18 protein-coding genes are annotated in these 18,097 nt (G+C 69.2%); 15 read left to right on the top strand and 3 right to left on the bottom strand.

From position 1 onward, the window contains the following. Nucleotide 1 precedes the first annotated feature (1 nt). On the top strand, nucleotides 2-601 hold the full coding sequence (locus tag ABZ893_RS25505; RefSeq protein WP_361407637.1) for a hypothetical protein: 600 nt from the start codon (nucleotides 2-4) through the stop codon (nucleotides 599-601). Between the two features lie 85 nt (nucleotides 602-686). Further along, entirely contained in the window at nucleotides 687-1,376 is a 690-nt protein-coding gene (locus tag ABZ893_RS25500; protein ID WP_361407635.1) for a demethylmenaquinone methyltransferase, read from the top strand. A gap of 80 nt (nucleotides 1,377-1,456) precedes the next feature. Here ABZ893_RS25500 and ABZ893_RS25495 read toward each other — a convergent pair whose 3' ends face one another. Then, nucleotides 1,457-1,798, bottom strand: coding sequence for a PASTA domain-containing protein (locus tag ABZ893_RS25495; protein ID WP_361407633.1), 342 nt, complete (start codon nucleotides 1,796-1,798; stop codon nucleotides 1,457-1,459). Between the two features lie 60 nt (nucleotides 1,799-1,858). After that, complete coding sequence (locus ABZ893_RS25490) at nucleotides 1,859-2,365, bottom strand: GNAT family N-acetyltransferase (protein ID WP_361407631.1); 507 nt, start codon at nucleotides 2,363-2,365, stop codon at nucleotides 1,859-1,861. 99 nt (nucleotides 2,366-2,464) lie between these two features. Between ABZ893_RS25490 and ABZ893_RS25485 the strand changes: the two genes are divergently transcribed. Further along, complete coding sequence (locus ABZ893_RS25485; protein ID WP_361407629.1) at nucleotides 2,465-3,748, top strand: geranylgeranyl reductase family protein; 1,284 nt, start codon at nucleotides 2,465-2,467, stop codon at nucleotides 3,746-3,748. Nucleotides 3,749-3,923: 175 nt separating this feature from the next. Here ABZ893_RS25485 and ABZ893_RS25480 read toward each other — a convergent pair whose 3' ends face one another. Continuing rightward, entirely contained in the window at nucleotides 3,924-4,754 is an 831-nt protein-coding gene (locus ABZ893_RS25480) for a C40 family peptidase (protein WP_361407628.1), read from the bottom strand. A 682-nt stretch (nucleotides 4,755-5,436) separates the two neighbouring features. Between ABZ893_RS25480 and ABZ893_RS25475 the strand changes: the two genes are divergently transcribed. Genes ABZ893_RS25475 through nuoL form a run of 12 tightly spaced genes read left to right on the top strand, consistent with a single transcriptional unit; the run spans nucleotide 5,437 to nucleotide 18,092 of the window. Next, nucleotides 5,437-5,796 carry an NADH-quinone oxidoreductase subunit A gene (locus ABZ893_RS25475; protein ID WP_007383963.1) on the top strand — a complete coding sequence of 120 codons (360 nt, stop codon included), beginning with the start codon at nucleotides 5,437-5,439 and terminating at the stop codon, nucleotides 5,794-5,796. A gap of 13 nt (nucleotides 5,797-5,809) precedes the next feature. Continuing rightward, nucleotides 5,810-6,364, top strand: coding sequence for an NADH-quinone oxidoreductase subunit B (locus tag ABZ893_RS25470; RefSeq protein ID WP_016640165.1), 555 nt, complete (start codon nucleotides 5,810-5,812; stop codon nucleotides 6,362-6,364). Beyond that, on the top strand, nucleotides 6,361-7,101 hold the full coding sequence (locus tag ABZ893_RS25465; protein WP_361407626.1) for an NADH-quinone oxidoreductase subunit C: 741 nt from the start codon (nucleotides 6,361-6,363) through the stop codon (nucleotides 7,099-7,101). Before ABZ893_RS25470 ends, ABZ893_RS25465 begins: the two co-directional genes overlap by 4 nt. Beyond that, nucleotides 7,101-8,423: an NADH-quinone oxidoreductase subunit D gene (locus tag ABZ893_RS25460; RefSeq protein WP_361407624.1), complete on the top strand. Its 1,323-nt coding sequence runs from the start codon at nucleotides 7,101-7,103 to the stop codon at nucleotides 8,421-8,423. Before ABZ893_RS25465 ends, ABZ893_RS25460 begins: the two co-directional genes overlap by 1 nt. Further along, a complete protein-coding gene (gene nuoE / locus ABZ893_RS25455) occupies nucleotides 8,420-9,211 on the top strand; it encodes an NADH-quinone oxidoreductase subunit NuoE (RefSeq protein WP_361407622.1) in 792 nt (263 codons plus the stop codon). Before ABZ893_RS25460 ends, nuoE begins: the two co-directional genes overlap by 4 nt. Further along, a complete protein-coding gene (gene nuoF / locus ABZ893_RS25450; protein ID WP_361407620.1) occupies nucleotides 9,208-10,566 on the top strand; it encodes an NADH-quinone oxidoreductase subunit NuoF in 1,359 nt (452 codons plus the stop codon). Before nuoE ends, nuoF begins: the two co-directional genes overlap by 4 nt. After that, nucleotides 10,563-13,061, top strand: a complete 2,499-nt coding sequence (locus ABZ893_RS25445; protein ID WP_361407618.1) for an NADH-quinone oxidoreductase subunit G — start codon at nucleotides 10,563-10,565, stop codon at nucleotides 13,059-13,061. Before nuoF ends, ABZ893_RS25445 begins: the two co-directional genes overlap by 4 nt. Next, nucleotides 13,058-14,440 (top strand): NADH-quinone oxidoreductase subunit NuoH, encoded by a 1,383-nt coding sequence (gene nuoH / locus ABZ893_RS25440; RefSeq protein WP_361407616.1) that lies wholly within the window; start codon nucleotides 13,058-13,060, stop codon nucleotides 14,438-14,440. The genes ABZ893_RS25445 and nuoH overlap by 4 nt, the downstream gene beginning before the upstream one ends. After that, nucleotides 14,433-15,059, top strand: coding sequence for an NADH-quinone oxidoreductase subunit NuoI (gene nuoI / locus ABZ893_RS25435; protein ID WP_361407614.1), 627 nt, complete (start codon nucleotides 14,433-14,435; stop codon nucleotides 15,057-15,059). The genes nuoH and nuoI overlap by 8 nt, the downstream gene beginning before the upstream one ends. Continuing rightward, nucleotides 15,056-15,880, top strand: coding sequence for an NADH-quinone oxidoreductase subunit J (locus ABZ893_RS25430; RefSeq protein WP_361407612.1), 825 nt, complete (start codon nucleotides 15,056-15,058; stop codon nucleotides 15,878-15,880). Before nuoI ends, ABZ893_RS25430 begins: the two co-directional genes overlap by 4 nt. Continuing rightward, nucleotides 15,877-16,176: an NADH-quinone oxidoreductase subunit NuoK gene (nuoK, locus tag ABZ893_RS25425; RefSeq protein WP_361407610.1), complete on the top strand. Its 300-nt coding sequence runs from the start codon at nucleotides 15,877-15,879 to the stop codon at nucleotides 16,174-16,176. Before ABZ893_RS25430 ends, nuoK begins: the two co-directional genes overlap by 4 nt. 14 nt (nucleotides 16,177-16,190) lie before the next feature. Beyond that, entirely contained in the window at nucleotides 16,191-18,092 is a 1,902-nt protein-coding gene (nuoL, locus tag ABZ893_RS25420) for an NADH-quinone oxidoreductase subunit L (RefSeq protein ID WP_361407608.1), read from the top strand. Nucleotides 18,093-18,097 lie beyond the last annotated feature (5 nt).

Below are 18,097 nucleotides of genomic sequence, written 5' to 3'. Positions count from 1 at the left end.
TGTGCTGACGATCCACGTGGCCGAGGCCTCCCCGGAGGCCTCGGTCCTCATCGACGGCGACTCCGTGTCCGCCGTCGGCCCGTACGAGGACCTGGTCGCCGTCCGGCCCGAGGCGCGGGTGCGGCGCTGGCCCGGCATCCTCACGCCCGGACTGCTCAACCCGTTCGGGCCCGAGATCCTCGAGGCCACGTACCACCCGGACCCGCGCGAGGCCGACGAGTTCGGCACCCGGCCGATCGTCGGGGAGCGCGCGCGGGAGATCTTCAGCGCCGATCCGTCGCGGGTCGGCGCCAGTGCGCGGCGCGGCATCCAGCAGCTGTTCGCGCACGGCACGGTCGCCGTGGCGGGGGAGCTGCGGTCCCGCGTCGTGGTGGACGCGGTGCGCAGGGCCGGGCTCGCGATCGGGCAGCGCCCGGAGAACCAGCCGGGGCCCGTGTCGTTCTCGCCGGTCCCGCTCGTGCTGCTGCCCGCGCTGGTGCCGGGAGGGCCCGCGCGGTTCGCCGTGTTCGACGTACCGGACCGGCTCGCGCTCGTCCGGCGCGGGGCGTCCACGTGCGTGGCGACGGTCGTCGACGGACGGCTCGTGTACCGGCGCCGCTGAGTCTGCGGCTGTTTGTCTCGGAGGCGCCGGTTCCCGACCGGCGCCCTGCCGAACCGGCCCCGGCGCGTACTGCCACAATGGTCATGTGACCCGCGCATCCCTGGACAAGCAGCCGCACGAAGTCGCCTCGATGTTCGACGACGTGGCGGCGAACTACGACATCACCAACGACGTGCTCTCGCTCGGCCAGGCCCGGCTCTGGCGCAAGGAGGTCGCGAAGGCCGTCGACGCGCGCCCCGCGCAGAAGGTCCTCGACCTCGCGGCCGGTACGGCGACGTCCTCCCAGCCGTTCGCGCAGGCCGGCGCGTATGTCGTGCCGTGCGACTTCTCGATCGGGATGCTCCAGGTCGGCAAGCAGCGCCACCCGTGGATGCCGTTCACGGCGGGCGACGCGACGAAGCTGCCGTTCAAGGACGACACGTTCGACGCCGTCACCATCTCCTTCGGGCTGCGGAACGTGCAGGACACGGACACGGCGCTGCGTGAGATGTACCGGGTGACGAAGCCCGGCGGACGCGTAGTGATCTGCGAGTTCTCGCAGCCGACGTGGACGCCCTTCCGCACGGTCTACACCGAGTACCTGATGCGCGCCCTGCCGCCGGTCGCCCGCGCGGTGTCGTCGAACCCGGACGCGTACGTCTATCTCGCCGAGTCCATCCGCAGCTGGCCCGACCAGCCGGCGCTCGCCGCGCGGCTCCAGAAGGCGGGCTGGTCGAAGGTGGCGTGGCGCAACCTGACGGGCGGCGTGGTGGCGCTGCACCGGGGCGTGAAGTAGCCGTCGGCGTCGGCCAGTTGTGACCGGCTCCCGCCACGGGTAGCCCGCCTCGGGGGAACCGGTCACTCCGCTGCCGGTCGCTACACCCCGGCCACCGAATACGGCTCCCCCGGCTCGTCCAGCTCCCGCTGCATCCCGCCGCCGCGCGGCCCCGGCATCCGGGGCTCGTGCACCCCGGCGCCTCCGCCGCCGTCACCGTCGGGCAGATCGAACCAGACGGTGACGACGGCGCCGCGGGGCACCTCGGTGTCGGGCAGTGGGTACTGGCGTACGACGTAATCGACCACGGTGAGACGGAAGTCGGGGCGGTCGGGGGCGGCAAGCAGTACGCCGCGCGCCGCCGCGGCCTCGCGCGCGTCGACGGCCATCAGGCCGACCAGCTTCGGTACGCGCACCTCGGGCGTCTTGGGTGTAATGCGCACAGACTTCACCCCCAGCGGTACCCGAAGGGTAGCTCTGGCCGGGGCCGGACCGGAAGCTTGCTACAGGTCGAGCCTGAAGCAATGCCCCGTACGCGCGGCACCCGGCACGGTGAACGTCTCCGACCGCTCCATTCCGAGCCGCCGTGTCACCGCTATGGACCGTTCGTTGCGGGCGTCGACCATCGCGACGACGCTGCGCACGCCGGTGGCCCGTACGCGTTCCAGGGTCGCGAGCGCGGCGGCCGTCGCGTAACCGCGCCCCCAGTGCGCGCGCCCGAGCCGCCACCCGATCTCGACCTCGCCCGCCGGGCCCCACGCGTGCGGCCACGGCTGGGCGCCCGTGAAGCCGATGACCTCGCCGTCCGCGTCGGTCATCGTCCACAGGCAGAAGCCCAGTTCCGCGTCGTGCCGGCGCTGCCGGGCGGTCAGCTCCTCGTACACGGACAGCTCGGCCGGGGCCCCGCCGTGGAACTCCATGACCTCGGGGTCGGCGAAGACGCGGTGCCACGCGAAGGCGTCCTCGTCGGTGGGGACACGGAGCCGTACATCAGGCAGAGCTCGGTTCACAGGGCGGCCCTTCGGCTGGGTGATCGGTACCGCTGCATAGACTGCCCATATCCGGTGCCACGCAGCACGCAGATTTCGAGTCTTACGGGAGAACCCGCCGTGACCGAGCCCCTCTCCGAGCACAGCGCAGATGTGATCGTCGTCGGGGCCGGGCCAGCCGGCTCGACGACCGCGTACTACCTGGCCAAGGCCGGACTCGACGTCCTCCTCCTGGAGAAGACCGCGTTCCCGCGCGAGAAGGTGTGCGGCGACGGCCTCACCCCGCGCGCCACCAAGCAGCTCGTGTCGATGGGCATCGACATCTCCGAAGAGGCGGGCTGGCTGCGCAACAAGGGCCTGCGGATCATCGGCGGCGGCGTCCGCCTCCAGCTGGACTGGCCGGATCTCGCCTCCTACCCGGACTACGGACTCGTCCGTAAGCGCGACGACTTCGACGAGCAGCTGGCCCGCCAGGCGCAGAAGGCGGGCGCCCGCCTGTACGAGCGCTGCAACGTCGGCGCCCCGATCCTCGACGACCGCACGGGCCGCATCATCGGCGTGAACGCCAAGCTGGGCGAGGAGAAGCGCGAAGTCACCTTCCACGCGCCCCTCGTCGTCGCCGCCGACGGCAACTCGACCCGCCTGTCCCTCGCGATGGGCCTGCACCGGCGCGAGGACCGCCCGATGGGCGTCGCGGTGCGCACGTACTTCGAGTCGCCCCGCCACGACGACGACTACCTGGAGTCCTGGCTGGAGCTGTGGGACCGCCGCGGCGCCCAGGACCGGCTGCTGCCGGGCTACGGCTGGATCTTCGGCATGGGCGACGGCACGTCGAACGTCGGCCTCGGCATCCTCAACTCCTCGCAGGCCTTCCGTGAGCTGGACTGGCGCGAGGTGCTCAAGGCCTGGTGCGCGTCGATGCCGGAGGACTGGGGCTACACGCCGGAGAACATGACGACGCCGATCCGCGGTGCCGCCCTGCCCATGGCCTTCAACCGCCAGCCGCACTACACCAAGGGCCTGCTGCTCGTCGGTGACGCGGGCGGCCTCGTCAACCCGTTCAACGGCGAGGGCATCGCGTACGCGATGGAGTCCGGCCAGATCGCGGCCGACGTCATCGTGCAGGCCCACGCCCGCGCGACCGACGCCCAGCGCGAACTCGCCCTCCAGCGCTACCCGAAGGTCCTCAAGGACACGTACGGCGGCTACTACACGCTGGGCCGCGCCTTCGTGAAGATGATCGGCAACCCGAAGGTCATGAAGATCGCGACGCAGCGCGGCCTGACGCACCCGGTCCTGATGAAGTTCACGCTGAAGATGCTGGCCAACCTGACCGACCCCACGGGCGGCGACGCGATGGACCGCATCATCAACGGCCTGAGCAAAGTGGCGCCGAAGGCGTAGCCGGCCGACCTGGTCACACCGGGCGCCCGCCTCCTGGATCTCCGGGAGGCGGGCGCTCCGGCATGTGGCGTCCCGTGGAGCGCGACTTCAGGGGCTGATGGCAGCAAAGGGCCACCACTCCCGCACATGGGAAGTGGTGGCCCTTTGTCAGCTATGACGCGAAATGCGAGTCCGCTCAGAGAAGGCGGACCGCGCCGGTCGCCGGGTAACCGGAGAGGTCCTGGATGACGACGCCCTTCGAGGGGTTCGCGGCGTCCAGGTACTGGCCGTTACCGATGTACACACCCACGTGGTACGCCGAGCCCGCGGCGCCCCAGTACAGGAGGTCGCCCACCTGGAGGTTGGACAGCGAGACCGGGGTGCCGGCCGTCGACTGGTCCTGCGAGACGCGCGGGAGGCTCACGCCGGCCTGGCGGAACGCGGCCTGCGTCAGACCCGAGCAGTCCCACGAGTTGGGTCCCGTGCCGCCCATGACGTACGCGTCGCCCAGCTGCGCCTTCAGGAAGGCGATGACGGACGCGACGCTGCCGCTGGCGGGCGCCGAGACGTTCGCCGCGGCGGAGACGGTGGCGAGGGTCGTGCGCTGGGCGGAGCGCGACGCACGCGCTTCCTCGGCCTTGCGCTGCGCCTCGGCCTCGGCCTTCTTCTTGGCCTCCGCCTTCTGCTGGGCGTCTGCCTGGTCCGCCTTGGCCTGCTTCGCGGCCTTTGCGATGGCCTGGTCCTGCTCGGCCTGCAGCGCCCACGAGTTCGCGGCCTCCTGCGTGGCGTACGCGGACTCCGCGACCTGGGTCGAGAGGTCGGCCGTGATGGTCGGCATCTCGATCGTCTCGGTCACCGGCTCGGCGGCACTCGCCGGGGCGGACGCACCGGCGACTGCCAGGGTGCTGAGGACGCCACCGGCAACTCCGGCTCGCAGGGCGATTTTCGACGCGCTGCGACGGGGCTTCCGGTGGCTGGGTATGTGAGCGGTGAGGGACATGAGTACAACCGCTATCAGGGCCTCCATGGTTCCTTCAAGAAACGTGTGGTGCGCCACAGTTGCCGATTGAACGATCGAACTCCGGGCGCGTCGACCTTTATTGACGCCGTAACGGGCAATCCGGACACCGGTGATCAAGCCTGTGATCACTGGCTTTCCGCGAAAAGCCCGAATTGCCCGCGACCTACCACTCGTTGGTACCGATGGCCAAGCCCGGTTTCTAAAAGGTAACGGCCCATGTGACGCAGGTCACGAAGTGGGCGGCCCTCGGGGTCGGTCGCCGCGGGCGCGGATGCGCGCACGTCCACTTACGTACGCGCACCTCCCCCTGATGTGTGAACGCCGTTCACTATCAGCGAGTCGTGTCCAGCGCCAATTTGCCCGTACGGACTGTCTCTTGATAGTGGGTCAGCGCTTCTACCTGCGATAACGGACCAAGATGTCACCTCTCGTGATCACTCAGGTGCTTCGCGTATGAAGATCACTGCTCATCCGGCTTCATGATCCTTCGTCTGGTGGTGGAGATCACAAAGCCGCTGTCGGTAGCCGTGTCGCAGATCACAGACCGGCGGGCATAGACTGCGAAGCAGTTGGGCTTGTGACCTGCTTCACATGGGGGCGATCTTCCTGAGGATCGGCCGCGCGGAGTTGGGGAGCGGGTCCGACCCAACCGCCAGCAGTCAGTGCCGACTGAGAGGAGCGAGGAGCGGTGAACGCGTATGCGCCCATCCTCGTACTGGGAGCCCTCGGGGCAGGCTTTGCGATCTTCTCCGTGGTCATGGCCACGCTTATCGGTCCAAAGCGGTACAACCGCGCCAAGCTTGAAGCCTACGAGTGCGGCATCGAGCCGACCCCCACGCCGGCCGGCGGCGGGCGCTTCCCCATCAAGTACTACCTGACGGCGATGCTCTTCATCGTCTTCGACATCGAGATCGTCTTCCTCTACCCCTGGGCCGTCACCTTCGACGCCCTGGGTGTTTTCGGGCTCGTGGAGATGCTGCTCTTCGTGCTCACCGTCTTCGTCGCGTACGCGTACGTATGGCGGCGCGGCGGCCTGGAATGGGACTGAGGGGCCTTAAGCCATGGGACTCGAAGAAAAGCTGCCGAGCGGCTTTCTGCTGACCACCGTCGAACAGGCCGCGGGCTGGGTGCGCAAGTCATCCGTTTTCCCGGCCACGTTCGGCCTCGCGTGCTGCGCCATCGAGATGATGACGACGGGCGCGGGCCGCTACGACCTGGCGCGCTTCGGCATGGAGGTCTTCCGCGGCTCACCGCGGCAGGCCGACCTGATGATCGTCGCCGGACGCGTGAGCCAGAAGATGGCGCCCGTCCTGCGGCAGGTCTACGACCAGATGCCGAACCCCAAGTGGGTCATCTCCATGGGCGTGTGCGCCTCGTCGGGCGGGATGTTCAACAACTACGCGATCGTGCAGGGCGTCGACCACGTCGTCCCTGTGGACATCTACCTCCCCGGCTGCCCGCCGCGGCCCGAGATGCTGATGGACGCGATTCTCAAGCTCCACCAGAAGATCCAGACCTCCAAGCTCGGCGTGAACGCCGAGGAGGCGGCCCGCGAGGCGGAGGAAGCGGCGCTCAAGGCGCTCCCGACGATCGAGATGAAGGGGCTGCTGCGATGAGCGACGCGAACAGCGAAGGGGTCAACCCCGAGAAAGACCTCAGCGCGGCCAACCTCCCGGGGATGCGCGGCGACCAGGGCGAGGAGATCCGCGTCCAGCGCGGCATGTTCGGCGCCAACAACGGCGGCGACACCTCGGGTTACGGCGGCCTCGTCCGCTCCGTACGGCTGCCGGGCGCCGCGTCCCGGCCGTACGGCGGCTGGTTCGACGAGGTCGCGGACGAGCTGGAGGGTGCCCTGGAGGAACAGGGCCTCGTCCCCGAGAACGCCATCGACAAGACCGTCGTCGACCGCGGCGAGATCACCTTCCACATCGAACGCGAGTACCTCGTGGTCGTCGCCCAGACCCTGCGCGACGACCCTGCCCTGCGCTTCGAGCTCTGCACGGGCGTCAGCGGGGTGCACTACCCGGACGACAAGGGCCGCGAGCTGCACGCCGTCTACCACCTGCGCTCGATCACCCACAACCGCCTGATCCGCCTCGAAGTCAGCGCCCCCGACGCGGATCCGCACGTCCCCTCGCTGGTCAAGGTCTATCCGACGAACGACTGGCACGAGCGCGAGACGTACGACTTCTTCGGCCTGGTCTTCGACGGCCACCCGGCGCTGACGCGGATCATGATGCCGGACGACTGGCAGGGCTTCCCGCAGCGCAAGGACTACCCCCTCGGCGGCATTCCCGTCGAGTACAAGGGCGCCCAGATCCCGGCTCCGGACCAGCGGAGGTCGTACTCCTGATGTCTACTCCTTCTGCATCGCCCCGCGAGACGACCGAGGGGACCGTATATACGGTCACCGGCGGCGACTGGGACGAGGTCGTCCAGTCCGCGGCCAAGGCCGACGACGAGCGCATCATCGTCAACATGGGCCCGCAGCACCCGTCCACCCACGGTGTGCTCCGCCTGATCCTGGAGATCGACGGCGAAACGGTCACCGAGGCCCGCTGCGGCATCGGCTACCTGCACACCGGCATCGAGAAGAACCTCGAGTACCGCACGTGGACGCAGGGCACCACGTTCGTGACGCGCATGGACTACCTGACGCCGTTCTTCAACGAGACGGCGTACTGCCTCGCCGTCGAGAAGCTGCTCGGCATCGAGGACCAGATCCCCGACCGGGCGTCGATCATCCGGGTGCTCCTGATGGAGCTGAACCGGATGTCGTCGCACCTCGTCGCCATCGCCACCGGCGGCATGGAACTCGGCGCCACGACGATCATGATCTACGGATTCCGTGATCGTGAACTCATTCTCGACATCTACGAGCTGATCACCGGCCTGCGCATGAACCACGCGTACATCCGGCCCGGCGGACTCGCCCAGGACCTGCCGCCCGGCGCGGTGGACCAGATCCGCGAGTTCGTGAAGAAGATGAAGAAGAACCTTCCCGAGTACGACAAGCTCGCCACCGGGAACCCCATCTTCAAGGCCCGTATGCAGGACGTCGGCTATCTCGACCTCACCGGCTGCATGGCCCTCGGCGCCACCGGACCGATCCTGCGCTCCGCCGGCCTCCCGCACGACCTGCGCAAGGCGCAGCCGTACTGTGGATACGAGACCTACGACTTCGAGATCCCGACCGCCGACACCTGCGACTCCTACGGGCGCTTCCTGATCCGCCTGGAGGAGATGCGCCAGTCGCTGCGCATCGTCGAGCAGTGTCTGGACCGGCTGGCTCCGGGCCCGGTCATGGTCGAAGACAAGAAGATCGCCTGGCCGGCGCAGCTCGCGCTCGGCCCGGACGGCCTGGGCAACTCGCTCGACCACATCAAGAAGATCATGGGCACCTCCATGGAGGCCCTGATCCACCACTTCAAGCTGGTGACCGAGGGGTTCCGGGTCCCCGCCGGGCAGGCCTACGCCGCCGTCGAATCACCCAAGGGAGAGCTCGGGGTGCACGTCGTCTCCGACGGCGGAACCCGCCCCTACCGGGTCCACTACCGGGACCCGTCCTTCACCAATCTGCAGGCCATGGCGGCGATGTGCGAGGGCGGCCAGGTCGCCGACGTCATCGTCGCCGTCGCGTCCATCGACCCCGTGATGGGAGGCGTCGACCGGTGACCACCACTCCTTCCGAACAGGGCCAGGGCGTCAGCCTGGGTATGCCGCAACTGCCCGCGCCCGACTACCCGGACGACGTACGCGCACGTCTGGAGGCGGACGCGAAGGAGATCATCTCCCGCTACCCCGGCTCCCGCTCCGCGCTGCTGCCGATGCTGCACCTCGTGCAGGCGCACGAGGGCCATGTCACGCGCACCGGTATGCAGTTCTGCGCGGACATGCTCGGCCTGACCACCGCCGAGGTGACGGCCGTCGCCACCTTCTACACGATGTACCGGCGCGGCCCCAGCGGCGACTACCAGGTCGGCGTCTGTACCAACACGCTGTGCGCGGTGATGGGCGGCGACGCCATCTTCGAGTCCCTCCAGGAGTACCTGGGCGTCGGCAACGGCGGGACGACCGAGGACGGCAAGGTCACCCTCGAACACATCGAGTGCAACGCGGCCTGCGACTTCGCCCCCGTCGTGATGGTCAACTGGGAGTTCTTCGACAACCAGACCCCCGAGTCCGCCAGGCAGCTCGTCGACGACCTGCGCGCGGGGGCGCCGGTGTCACCCACCCGCGGTGCCCCCCTGTGCACCTTCAAGGAGACCGCGCGGATCCTGGCCGGCTTCCCGGACGAGCGCGAGGGCGCCGTCGAGGCGAGCGGCAGCGCCGGACCCGCGTCCCTGATCGGGCTCCGGCTCGCCAAGGGCGAGACGGCAGCCGGCGCGCGCGTGGTCCATCCGCGCGACGAGGCCCCCGGAGACGAGTCAGCAGCGGGCCGACCCGGTCAGGAGGGGGAGTGATGACCTTGGCAGCCGAGATCGACAACAACGACACCAGCCCGGAGAAGCTGCTGGCGCCGGTGCTTTCCGCGTTCTGGGACGAGGAGAAGTCCTGGTCCCTCGACGTCTACCGGCGGCACGACGGCTACGAGGGCCTGCGCAAGGCACTCGCCATGTCGCCGGACGACCTCATCGCCTATGTGAAGGACTCCGGCCTCCGCGGACGCGGCGGCGCCGGATTCCCCACCGGCATGAAATGGCAGTTCATCCCGCAGGGCGACGGCAAGCCTCACTATCTAGTTGTCAACGCCGACGAGTCGGAGCCTGGGACCTGCAAGGACATCCCGCTCCTCTTCGCGAACCCGCACAGCCTCATCGAGGGCATCGTCATCGCGTGCTACGCGATCCGTTCGTCGCACGCGTTCATCTATCTGCGTGGTGAAGTCGTCCCCGTGCTGCGCAGGCTGCACGAGGCCGTGCGCGAGGCGTACGCGGCGGGCTTCCTCGGCGAGAACATCCTGGGCAGCGGACTCGACCTCGAACTCACCGTGCACGCGGGCGCGGGCGCGTACATCTGTGGTGAAGAGACCGCACTGCTCGACTCGCTCGAAGGCCGCCGTGGCCAGCCGCGACTCCGTCCCCCCTTCCCTGCCGTCGCGGGCCTCTACGCGTGCCCCACTGTTGTCAACAACGTCGAGTCCATCGCGTCGGTTCCCGCGATCCTGAATCGCGGCAAGGACTGGTTCAAGACGATGGGCAGCGAGAAGTCCCCGGGCTTCACGCTGTACTCGCTCAGCGGGCACGTCACCAACCCCGGCCAGTACGAGGCGCCGCTCGGCATCACGCTGCGCCAGCTCCTCGACATGAGCGGCGGCATCCGTGCGGGCCACCGCCTCAAGTTCTGGACCCCGGGCGGCAGTTCGACACCGATGTTCACCGACGAGCACCTCGACGTGCCCCTCGACTACGAGGGCGTCGGCGCCGCCGGATCGATGCTCGGCACCAAGGCGCTCCAGTGCTTCGACGAGACGACCTGCGTCGTCCGGGCGGTCACCCGCTGGACCGAGTTCTACGCCCACGAGTCCTGCGGCAAGTGCACGCCGTGCCGTGAAGGGACGTACTGGCTCGTGCAGTTGCTGCGCGACATCGAGGCCGGCAAGGGCTCGATGAGCGACCTCGACAAGCTGAACGACATCGCCGACAACATCAACGGCAAGTCGTTCTGCGCGCTCGGCGACGGCGCCGCGTCCCCGATCTTCTCCTCGCTCAAGTACTTCCGCGAGGAGTACGAGCAGCACATCACGGGCAAGGGCTGCCCCTTCGACCCCGCCAAGTCGACGGCTTGGGCGGACCAGCGCACGGAGGTGAACGCATGACGGTAACCACAGGCGCTCCCTCCGGGGGCGGCGAAGCGGCGGCGGTGCCGGAAGATCTCGTCTCGCTGACCATCGACGGCATCGAGATCAGCGTGCCCAAGGGCACCCTGGTCATCCGCGCCGCCGAACAGCTCGGCATCGAGATCCCCCGCTTCTGCGACCACCCCCTCCTCGACCCCGCCGGCGCCTGCCGCCAGTGCATCGTCGAGGTCGAGGGCCAGCGCAAGCCGATGGCGTCCTGCACCATCACCTGCACCGACGGCATGGTGGTCAAGAGCCAGCTCAGCTCGCCCGTCGCCGAGAAGGCGCAGCGCGGTGTGATGGAGCTGCTCCTCATCAACCACCCGCTGGACTGCCCGGTCTGCGACAAGGGCGGCGAGTGCCCCCTGCAGAACCAGGCCATGTCGCACGGCCAGGCCGACTCCCGTTTCGAGGGCAAGAAGCGGACGTACGAGAAGCCCGTCGCGATCTCGACGCAGGTGCTGCTCGACCGTGAGCGGTGCGTGCTGTGTGCGCGCTGCACCCGGTTCTCGAACCAGATCGCGGGCGACCCGATGATCGAGCTGATCGAGCGCGGCGCGCTCCAGCAGGTCGGCACGGGCGAGGGCGACCCCTTCGAGTCGTACTTCTCCGGGAACACGATCCAGATCTGCCCGGTCGGCGCGCTGACCTCGGCGGCGTATCGCTTCCGCTCCCGTCCGTTCGACCTCGTGTCGTCGCCGAGCGTGTGCGAGCACTGCGCGGGTGGCTGCGCGACGCGCACCGACCACCGGCGCGGCAAGGTCATGCGCCGCCTCGCGGCCAACGACCCCGAGGTCAACGAGGAGTGGATCTGCGACAAGGGCCGCTTCGGGTTCCGTTACGCGCAGAAGCCCGACCGGCTGACCACGCCGCTCGTCCGCAACTCTGAGGGTGTCCTGGAGCCCGCCTCCTGGCCCGAGGCCCTGGAGATCGCGGCCCGCGGACTCACCTCCGCCCGCGGCCGTGCCGGAGTCCTCACCGGCGGCCGGCTCACCGTCGAGGACGCGTACGCGTACAGCAAGTTCGCGCGCGTGGCGCTCGCCACGAACGACATCGACTTCCGCGCGCGCGTGCACAGCAGTGAAGAGGCCGACTTCCTGGCCGCGCGGGTCGCCGGACGCGGGCGTGACCTTGACGGCGTCGGTGTCACGTACACCTCCCTGGAGAAGGCGCCCGCCGTCCTTCTGGTCGGGATCGAGTCCGAGGAGGAGGCGCCCGGCGTCTTCCTGAAGCTGCGCAAGGCGTGGCGCGGGCACGGTCAGCGGACGTTCGGGCTCGCCCCGTTCGTGACGCGCGGCCTGGAGAAGGCGGGCGGCACGCTGCTGCCGGCGGCTCCGGGCACCGAGACCGAGTGGCTGGACGCGCTCGCCTCCGGCTTCGGCCTGGAGGAGGGCGGCGCGGAGGCGGCCGAGGCGCTGCGCGGCGAAGGCGCCGTGATCGTCGTCGGCGAGCGGCTCGCCGCGGTGCCGGGCGCCCTGACCGCCGTCGTACGGGCCGCGACCGCGACCGGCGCCCAGCTCGTCTGGATTCCGCGCCGGGCCGGTGAGCGCGGCGCAATCGAGGCGGGCGCGCTGCCGTCGCTGCTGCCCGGCGGACGCCCGGCCACCGACCCACGCGCGCGTGAGGAGGTCGCCGCCGCCTGGGGCGTGTCCGAACTCCCGCACCGCTACGGGCGCGACACGGGCCAGATCGTCGAGGCCGCCGCGGGCGGCGAGCTGCGGGCTCTGGTCGTCGCCGGTGTTGAGATCGCGGATCTGCCGGACCCGGCACGCGCGCGTGAGGCGCTGCGCGAGGTCGCGTTCGTCGTCTCCCTGGAGCAGCGCCCCAGCGAGGTCACCGACCGCGCGGACGTCGTGCTCCCGGTGGCCGCGGTCGCCGAGAAGGCGGGCACGTTCCTCAACTGGGAAGGCCGGGCACGGCTGTTCGAGGCCGCGCTCAAGCCCGACCAGATGACGCGCACCCTGGCGCCCACCGACGCGCGCGTGCTGCAGATGCTCGCCGACGCCATGGACGTACACCTCGGGCTGCCCGATCTGCGGTCCGCGCGCGGTGAGCTGGACCGGCTCGGCGGCTGGACCGGGCCGCGCGCCACCGAACCGCAGGAGACCGCGGCGCAGCTGCCGCGGCCCGCAGGCGGCGAGGCCGTCCTCGCGGGGCACCGGCTCCTGCTCGACCAGGGCCGCCTCCAGGAGGGCGACGACGCGCTCGCCGGGACGCGGCACGCGGCCCACGCGCGCGTGTCCGCCGCGACGGCCGCCGAAGTGGGCGTCAAGGACGGCGACGAACTCGCCGTCACGGGACCGGCCGGAACGGTACGGCTCCCGCTCCAGGTCACGGAGATGCCGGACCGCGTGGTGTGGCTTCCGCTGAACTCCACCGGCGGAGGCGTCGCCTCCGACACGGGAGCCGTCCCGGGCGAACTCGTCCGGATCGGCGCCGCGGGCATCGACGAGGCCAAGGAGGTGCAGTCATGATGCCGCTCGCTCTCGAAGACCTCTCGCTCTTCGGCCGCGACCCCTGGTGGCTGGTCGCGATCAAGGCGGTCTTCTGCTTCGCCTTCCTGATGGTGACCGTGCTCTTCTCCATCGTGTGGGAGCGCAAGGTCGTCGCCTGGATGCAGCTGCGCGTCGGCCCGAACCGCCACGGCCCCTGGGGAATGCTCCAGTCGCTCGCCGACGGCGTGAAGCTGATGCTCAAGGAAGACGTCATCGTCAAGCGCGCCGACAAGGTCGTCTATGTCCTGGCGCCCGTCGTCGCGGCCATCCCGGCCTTCATGGCGATCGCTGTGATCCCCTTCGGGCCCGCCGGCAACGAGATCTCGATCTTCGGCCAGCGCACGACGATGCAGCTCACCGACCTGCCGATCGCGATGCTCTACATCCTCGCGGTCGCCTCGGTCGGCATCTACGGCATCGTCCTCGCGGGCTGGAGCTCCGGATCCACGTACCCGCTCCTCGGCGGTCTGCGGTCCTGCGCGCAGATGATCTCGTACGAGATCGCGATGGGCGCCGCCTTCGCCTCGGTGTTCCTGTACTCGGGGTCGATGTCCACGTCGGAGATCGTCGCCCAGCAGCACGACCGCTGGTACGTGATCCTGCTGCCGGTCTCGTTCGTGATCTACATCATCACGATGGTCGGCGAGACGAACCGCGCCCCCTTCGACATGCCGGAGTCCGAGGGCGACCTCGTCGGCGGCTTCAACACCGAGTACTCGTCGATCAAGTTCGCCCTGTTCATGCTCGCCGAGTACGTGAACATGGTGACGGTCTCGGCCGTGTCGGTGACGCTCTTCCTGGGCGGCTGGCGGGCCCCATGGCCGGTGTCGACGTTCTGGGAGGGCGCGAACCACGGCTGGTGGCCGATGCTCTGGTTCGTCATCAAGGTCCAGCTCCTGCTGTTCTTCTTCATCTGGCTGCGCGGCACGCTCCCGCGTGTGCGCTACGACCAGCTGATGAAGCTGGGCTGGAAGGTCCTCATCCCGGTCTCGGTGGTCTGGCTGATGCTCGTCGCCACCGTGCGGACCCTGAAGAACCAGAACTACGACTTCGCCTCGATCGCCCTGTACGTGGGCGGCGGAGTCCTCACCCTGCTGCTGCTCTCGTTCGTCGTCGACATGTTCCGCGACCGCGGCGCCAAGGAGCGCGCGGGGCGGGAGGCGTCCGCCGAGCCCCCGGCCTTCGACCCGATGGCGGGCGGTTTCCCGGTCCCGCCGCTGCCCGGCCAGACCCCGCAGGCCGTGCCGCGCCGACGCCCGCGCAGCGAGCGCGAGTTGATTGTCAGTGGTGGACCGGATACTGACAGTGACGGAAATGGTGACGGATCTCGTGACGGAAAGGAGGCGTCCCATGGCTGAGGAATCCAAGGAGGGCGGGCGGACCGAGCCCGGTTTCCAGAATCCCGTGGCCGGCTTCGCTGTGACCTTCAAGGCCATGTTCAAGAAGCGGCTGACGGAGCAGTACCCGGAGCAGCCCAAGACCACGGCCCCGCGCTTCCACGGCCGGCACCAGCTCAACCGTCATCCGGACGGCCTGGAGAAGTGCGTCGGCTGTGAGCTCTGCGCGTGGGCGTGTCCCGCCGACGCGATCTACGTGGAGGGCGCGGACAACACCGACGAGGAGCGCTACTCGCCGGGCGAGCGGTACGGCCGCGTCTACCAGATCAACTACGCCCGCTGCATCCTCTGCGGGCTGTGCATCGAGGCGTGCCCCACGCGCGCGCTGACGATGACGAACGAGTTCGAACTCGCCGACAGCAGCCGCGAGAACCTGATCTACACCAAGGAGCAGCTGCTCGCCGGCCTGGAGGAGGGCATGGTCGACACGCCCCACTCGATCTTCCCCGGCACGGACGAACAGGACTACTACCGGGGCCTGGTGACCGAGGCCGCGCCCGGCACGGTGCGTCAGGTCGCGGTCTCCAAGGGCGAGAAGCCCGAAGCGGAGAAGCCGGAGAACGAGGGGGCGGACGCATGAGCCGGCTCGCCGCCGCGGCGACTCTCGCGGCCGACGCCTCCACCGGTGAGGCCGTCCAGTTCTGGGTCCTCGGCACCGTCGCCGTCATCGGCGCGCTGTGCACGATCCTGATGAAGAAGGCCGTGCACAGCGCGCTGTGCCTCGCCGCGACGATGATCGTCCTCGCGATCTTCTACCTGGCCAACGGCGCCTACTTCCTGGGCGTCGTCCAGATCATCGTGTACACCGGCGCGATCATGATGCTGTTCCTCTTCGTGGTCATGCTCGTCGGTGTCACCGCCGCCGACTCCCTCACGGAGACCATCAAGGGCCAGCGCTGGCTGGCCCTGCTGTGCGGACTGGGCTTCGGGATCCTGCTGATCGCGGGCATCGCGAACGCCTCGCTCCACCAGTTCAACGGCCTCGGCAAGGCGAACGCCGGGGGGAACGTGCAGGGCCTCGCCGCCCTCCTCTTCACGAAGTACGTCTTCGCCTTCGAAATCACCGGCGCCCTGCTGATCACGGCCACCGTCGGAGCGATGCTGCTCACGCACCGCGAGCGCACCGAGCGGGCCAAGACCCAGCGCGAGCTGGCCGAGCAGCGCGTGCGCGAGGGCAAGCACCTGCCGCCGCTGCCGGCCCCGGGTGTCTACGCCCGGCACAACGCGGTGGACATCGCGGGCCTGCTCCCCGACGGCACCCCGTCCGAGCTCACGGTCAACGCGACGCTGCGCCAGCGCGGCCAGATCCGCGACGTGTCCGATGAAGCCATCGGCGACCTGAAGGCCCTGGAGCAGCGCTCTGCCGAGCGCCTTGAGAGGACCGAGGAGGCGTCGAAGTGAACCCGGTCAACTACCTGTATCTCGCCGCCCTGTTGTTCACGATCGGCGCCACCGGCGTGCTCATCAGGCGGAACGCGATCGTTGTGTTCATGAGCGTCGAGCTGATGCTCAACGCGTGCAACCTCGCGTTCGTCGCGTTCTCCCGGATGCACGGCAATCTCGACGGCCAGATCATCGCCTTCTTCACGATGGTCGTCGCCGCCGCGGAGGTCGTGGTCGGGCTCGCGATCATCGTGTCGCTGTTCCGTTCCCGCCACTCGGCCTCGGTCGACGACGCCAGCCTGATGAAGCTGTAAGGGGTCGCTGCACAGTGGAAAACCTGATCGCGCTGCTGGTAGCGGCGCCACTGCTCGGAGCGGCCGTACTGCTGTGCGGCGGACGGCGGTTGGACCGTACGGGCCACCTCCTCGGCACGCTGTTCGCGGCCGCCTCCTTCGTCATCGGTGTCGTCCTCTTCGTCGACATGCTCGGCAAGCCGGCCGACGACCGCACCTTCACCCAGCACCTGTACACCTGGATCCCCGTAGAGAGCTTCCAGGCCGACGTCGCCTTCCAGCTGGACCAGCTGTCGATGACGTTCGTGCTCCTGATCACCGGTGTGGGCACGCTGATCCACATCTACTCGATCGGTTACATGGAGCACGACGAGCGGCGCCGCCGCTTCTTCGGCTACCTGAACCTGTTCCTCGCGGCGATGCTCCTCCTGGTCCTCGCCGACAACTACCTGCTCCTGTACGTCGGTTGGGAGGGCGTGGGCCTCGCCTCGTACCTCCTGATCGGCTTCTGGCAGCACAAGCCCAGCGCGGCCACCGCGGCGAAGAAGGCCTTCCTGGTCAACCGCGTCGGCGACATGGGCCTTTCGATCGCCGTCATGCTGATGTTCACCACGTTCGGGACGTTCGCCTTCGCGCCGGTCCTGAAGGCGGCGGACGCGCATCAGGGCGGCAGCGCCACCCTGACGGGCATCGCCCTGATGCTGCTGCTCGCCGCGTGCGGCAAGTCGGCCCAGGTGCCGCTCCAGTCCTGGCTCGGTGACGCGATGGAGGGCCCGACCCCGGTCTCGGCCCTCATCCACGCCGCGACGATGGTGACCGCCGGCGTCTACCTGATCGTCCGCTCCGGCACGATCTTCAACGCGTCGCCGGACGCCCAGCTGGTCGTGGTCGTCGTGGGCGGCGTCACGCTCCTCTTCGGTGCGATCGTCGGTTGCGCGAAGGACGACATCAAGAAGGCGCTGGCCGGCTCGACGATGTCGCAGATCGGCTACATGGTGCTCGCCGCGGGCCTCGGTCCCATCGGCTACGTCTTCGCGATCATGCACCTCGTGACGCACGGCTTCTTCAAGGCGGGCCTCTTCCTCGGCGCCGGTTCGGTCATGCACGGCATGAACGACGAGGTGGACATGCGGAAGTACGGCGCCCTGAGGAAGTACATGCCGATCACGTTCGCCACGTTCGGGCTCGGCTATCTCGCGATCATCGGCTTCCCCGGTCTGTCCGGCTTCTTCTCCAAGGACAAGATCATCGAGGCGGCGTTCGCGAAGGGCGGCACGGAGGGCTGGATCCTCGGCGCGGTGACGCTGCTGGGCGCGGCCATCACCGCGTTCTACATGACCCGCGTGATGATCATGACGTTCTTCGGCGAGAAGCGCTGGCAGCCCGACGCGGACGGCCACGAGCCGCACCCGCACGAGTCCCCGTCGAACATGACGATCCCGATGATCATCCTCGCGTTCGGCTCGGTCTTCGCGGGCGGCTTCTTCGCCATCGGCGACCGCTTCGTGAACTGGCTGGAGCCCGTCACCGGTCACTCCGAGGGGAACTCGCCGCTCAGTGCGGCCGCGGTCACCGGCGCCACCATGGTGTGCCTGGTCATCGGCGTCGCGATCGCCTGGGTCCAGTACGGTCGCCGCCCGGTCCCGGTCCTCGCCCCGCGCGGCTCGCTGCTCACCCGGGCCGCCCGCCGCGACCTCCTCCAGGACGACTTCAACCACGTGGTCCTGGTCCGCGGCGGCGAACACCTGACGCGCTCGCTCGTCTACGTGGACCACACCCTGGTCGACGGGGTGGTGAACGGCACGGCCGCTTCCATGGGCGGACTCTCCGGCCGGCTGCGCAAGCTCCAGAACGGCTACGCCCGCTCGTACGCCGTCTCGATGTTCGGCGGTGCGGCGATCCTCGTCGCCGCGACCCTGCTGATGAGGGCGGTCTGATAGCA

Source organism: Streptomyces sp. NPDC046821, assembly GCF_040645335.1.
Taxonomy (GTDB): Bacteria; Actinomycetota; Actinomycetes; order Streptomycetales; family Streptomycetaceae; genus Streptomyces.
This window is presented reverse-complemented; position numbering and strand designations above follow the sequence as displayed.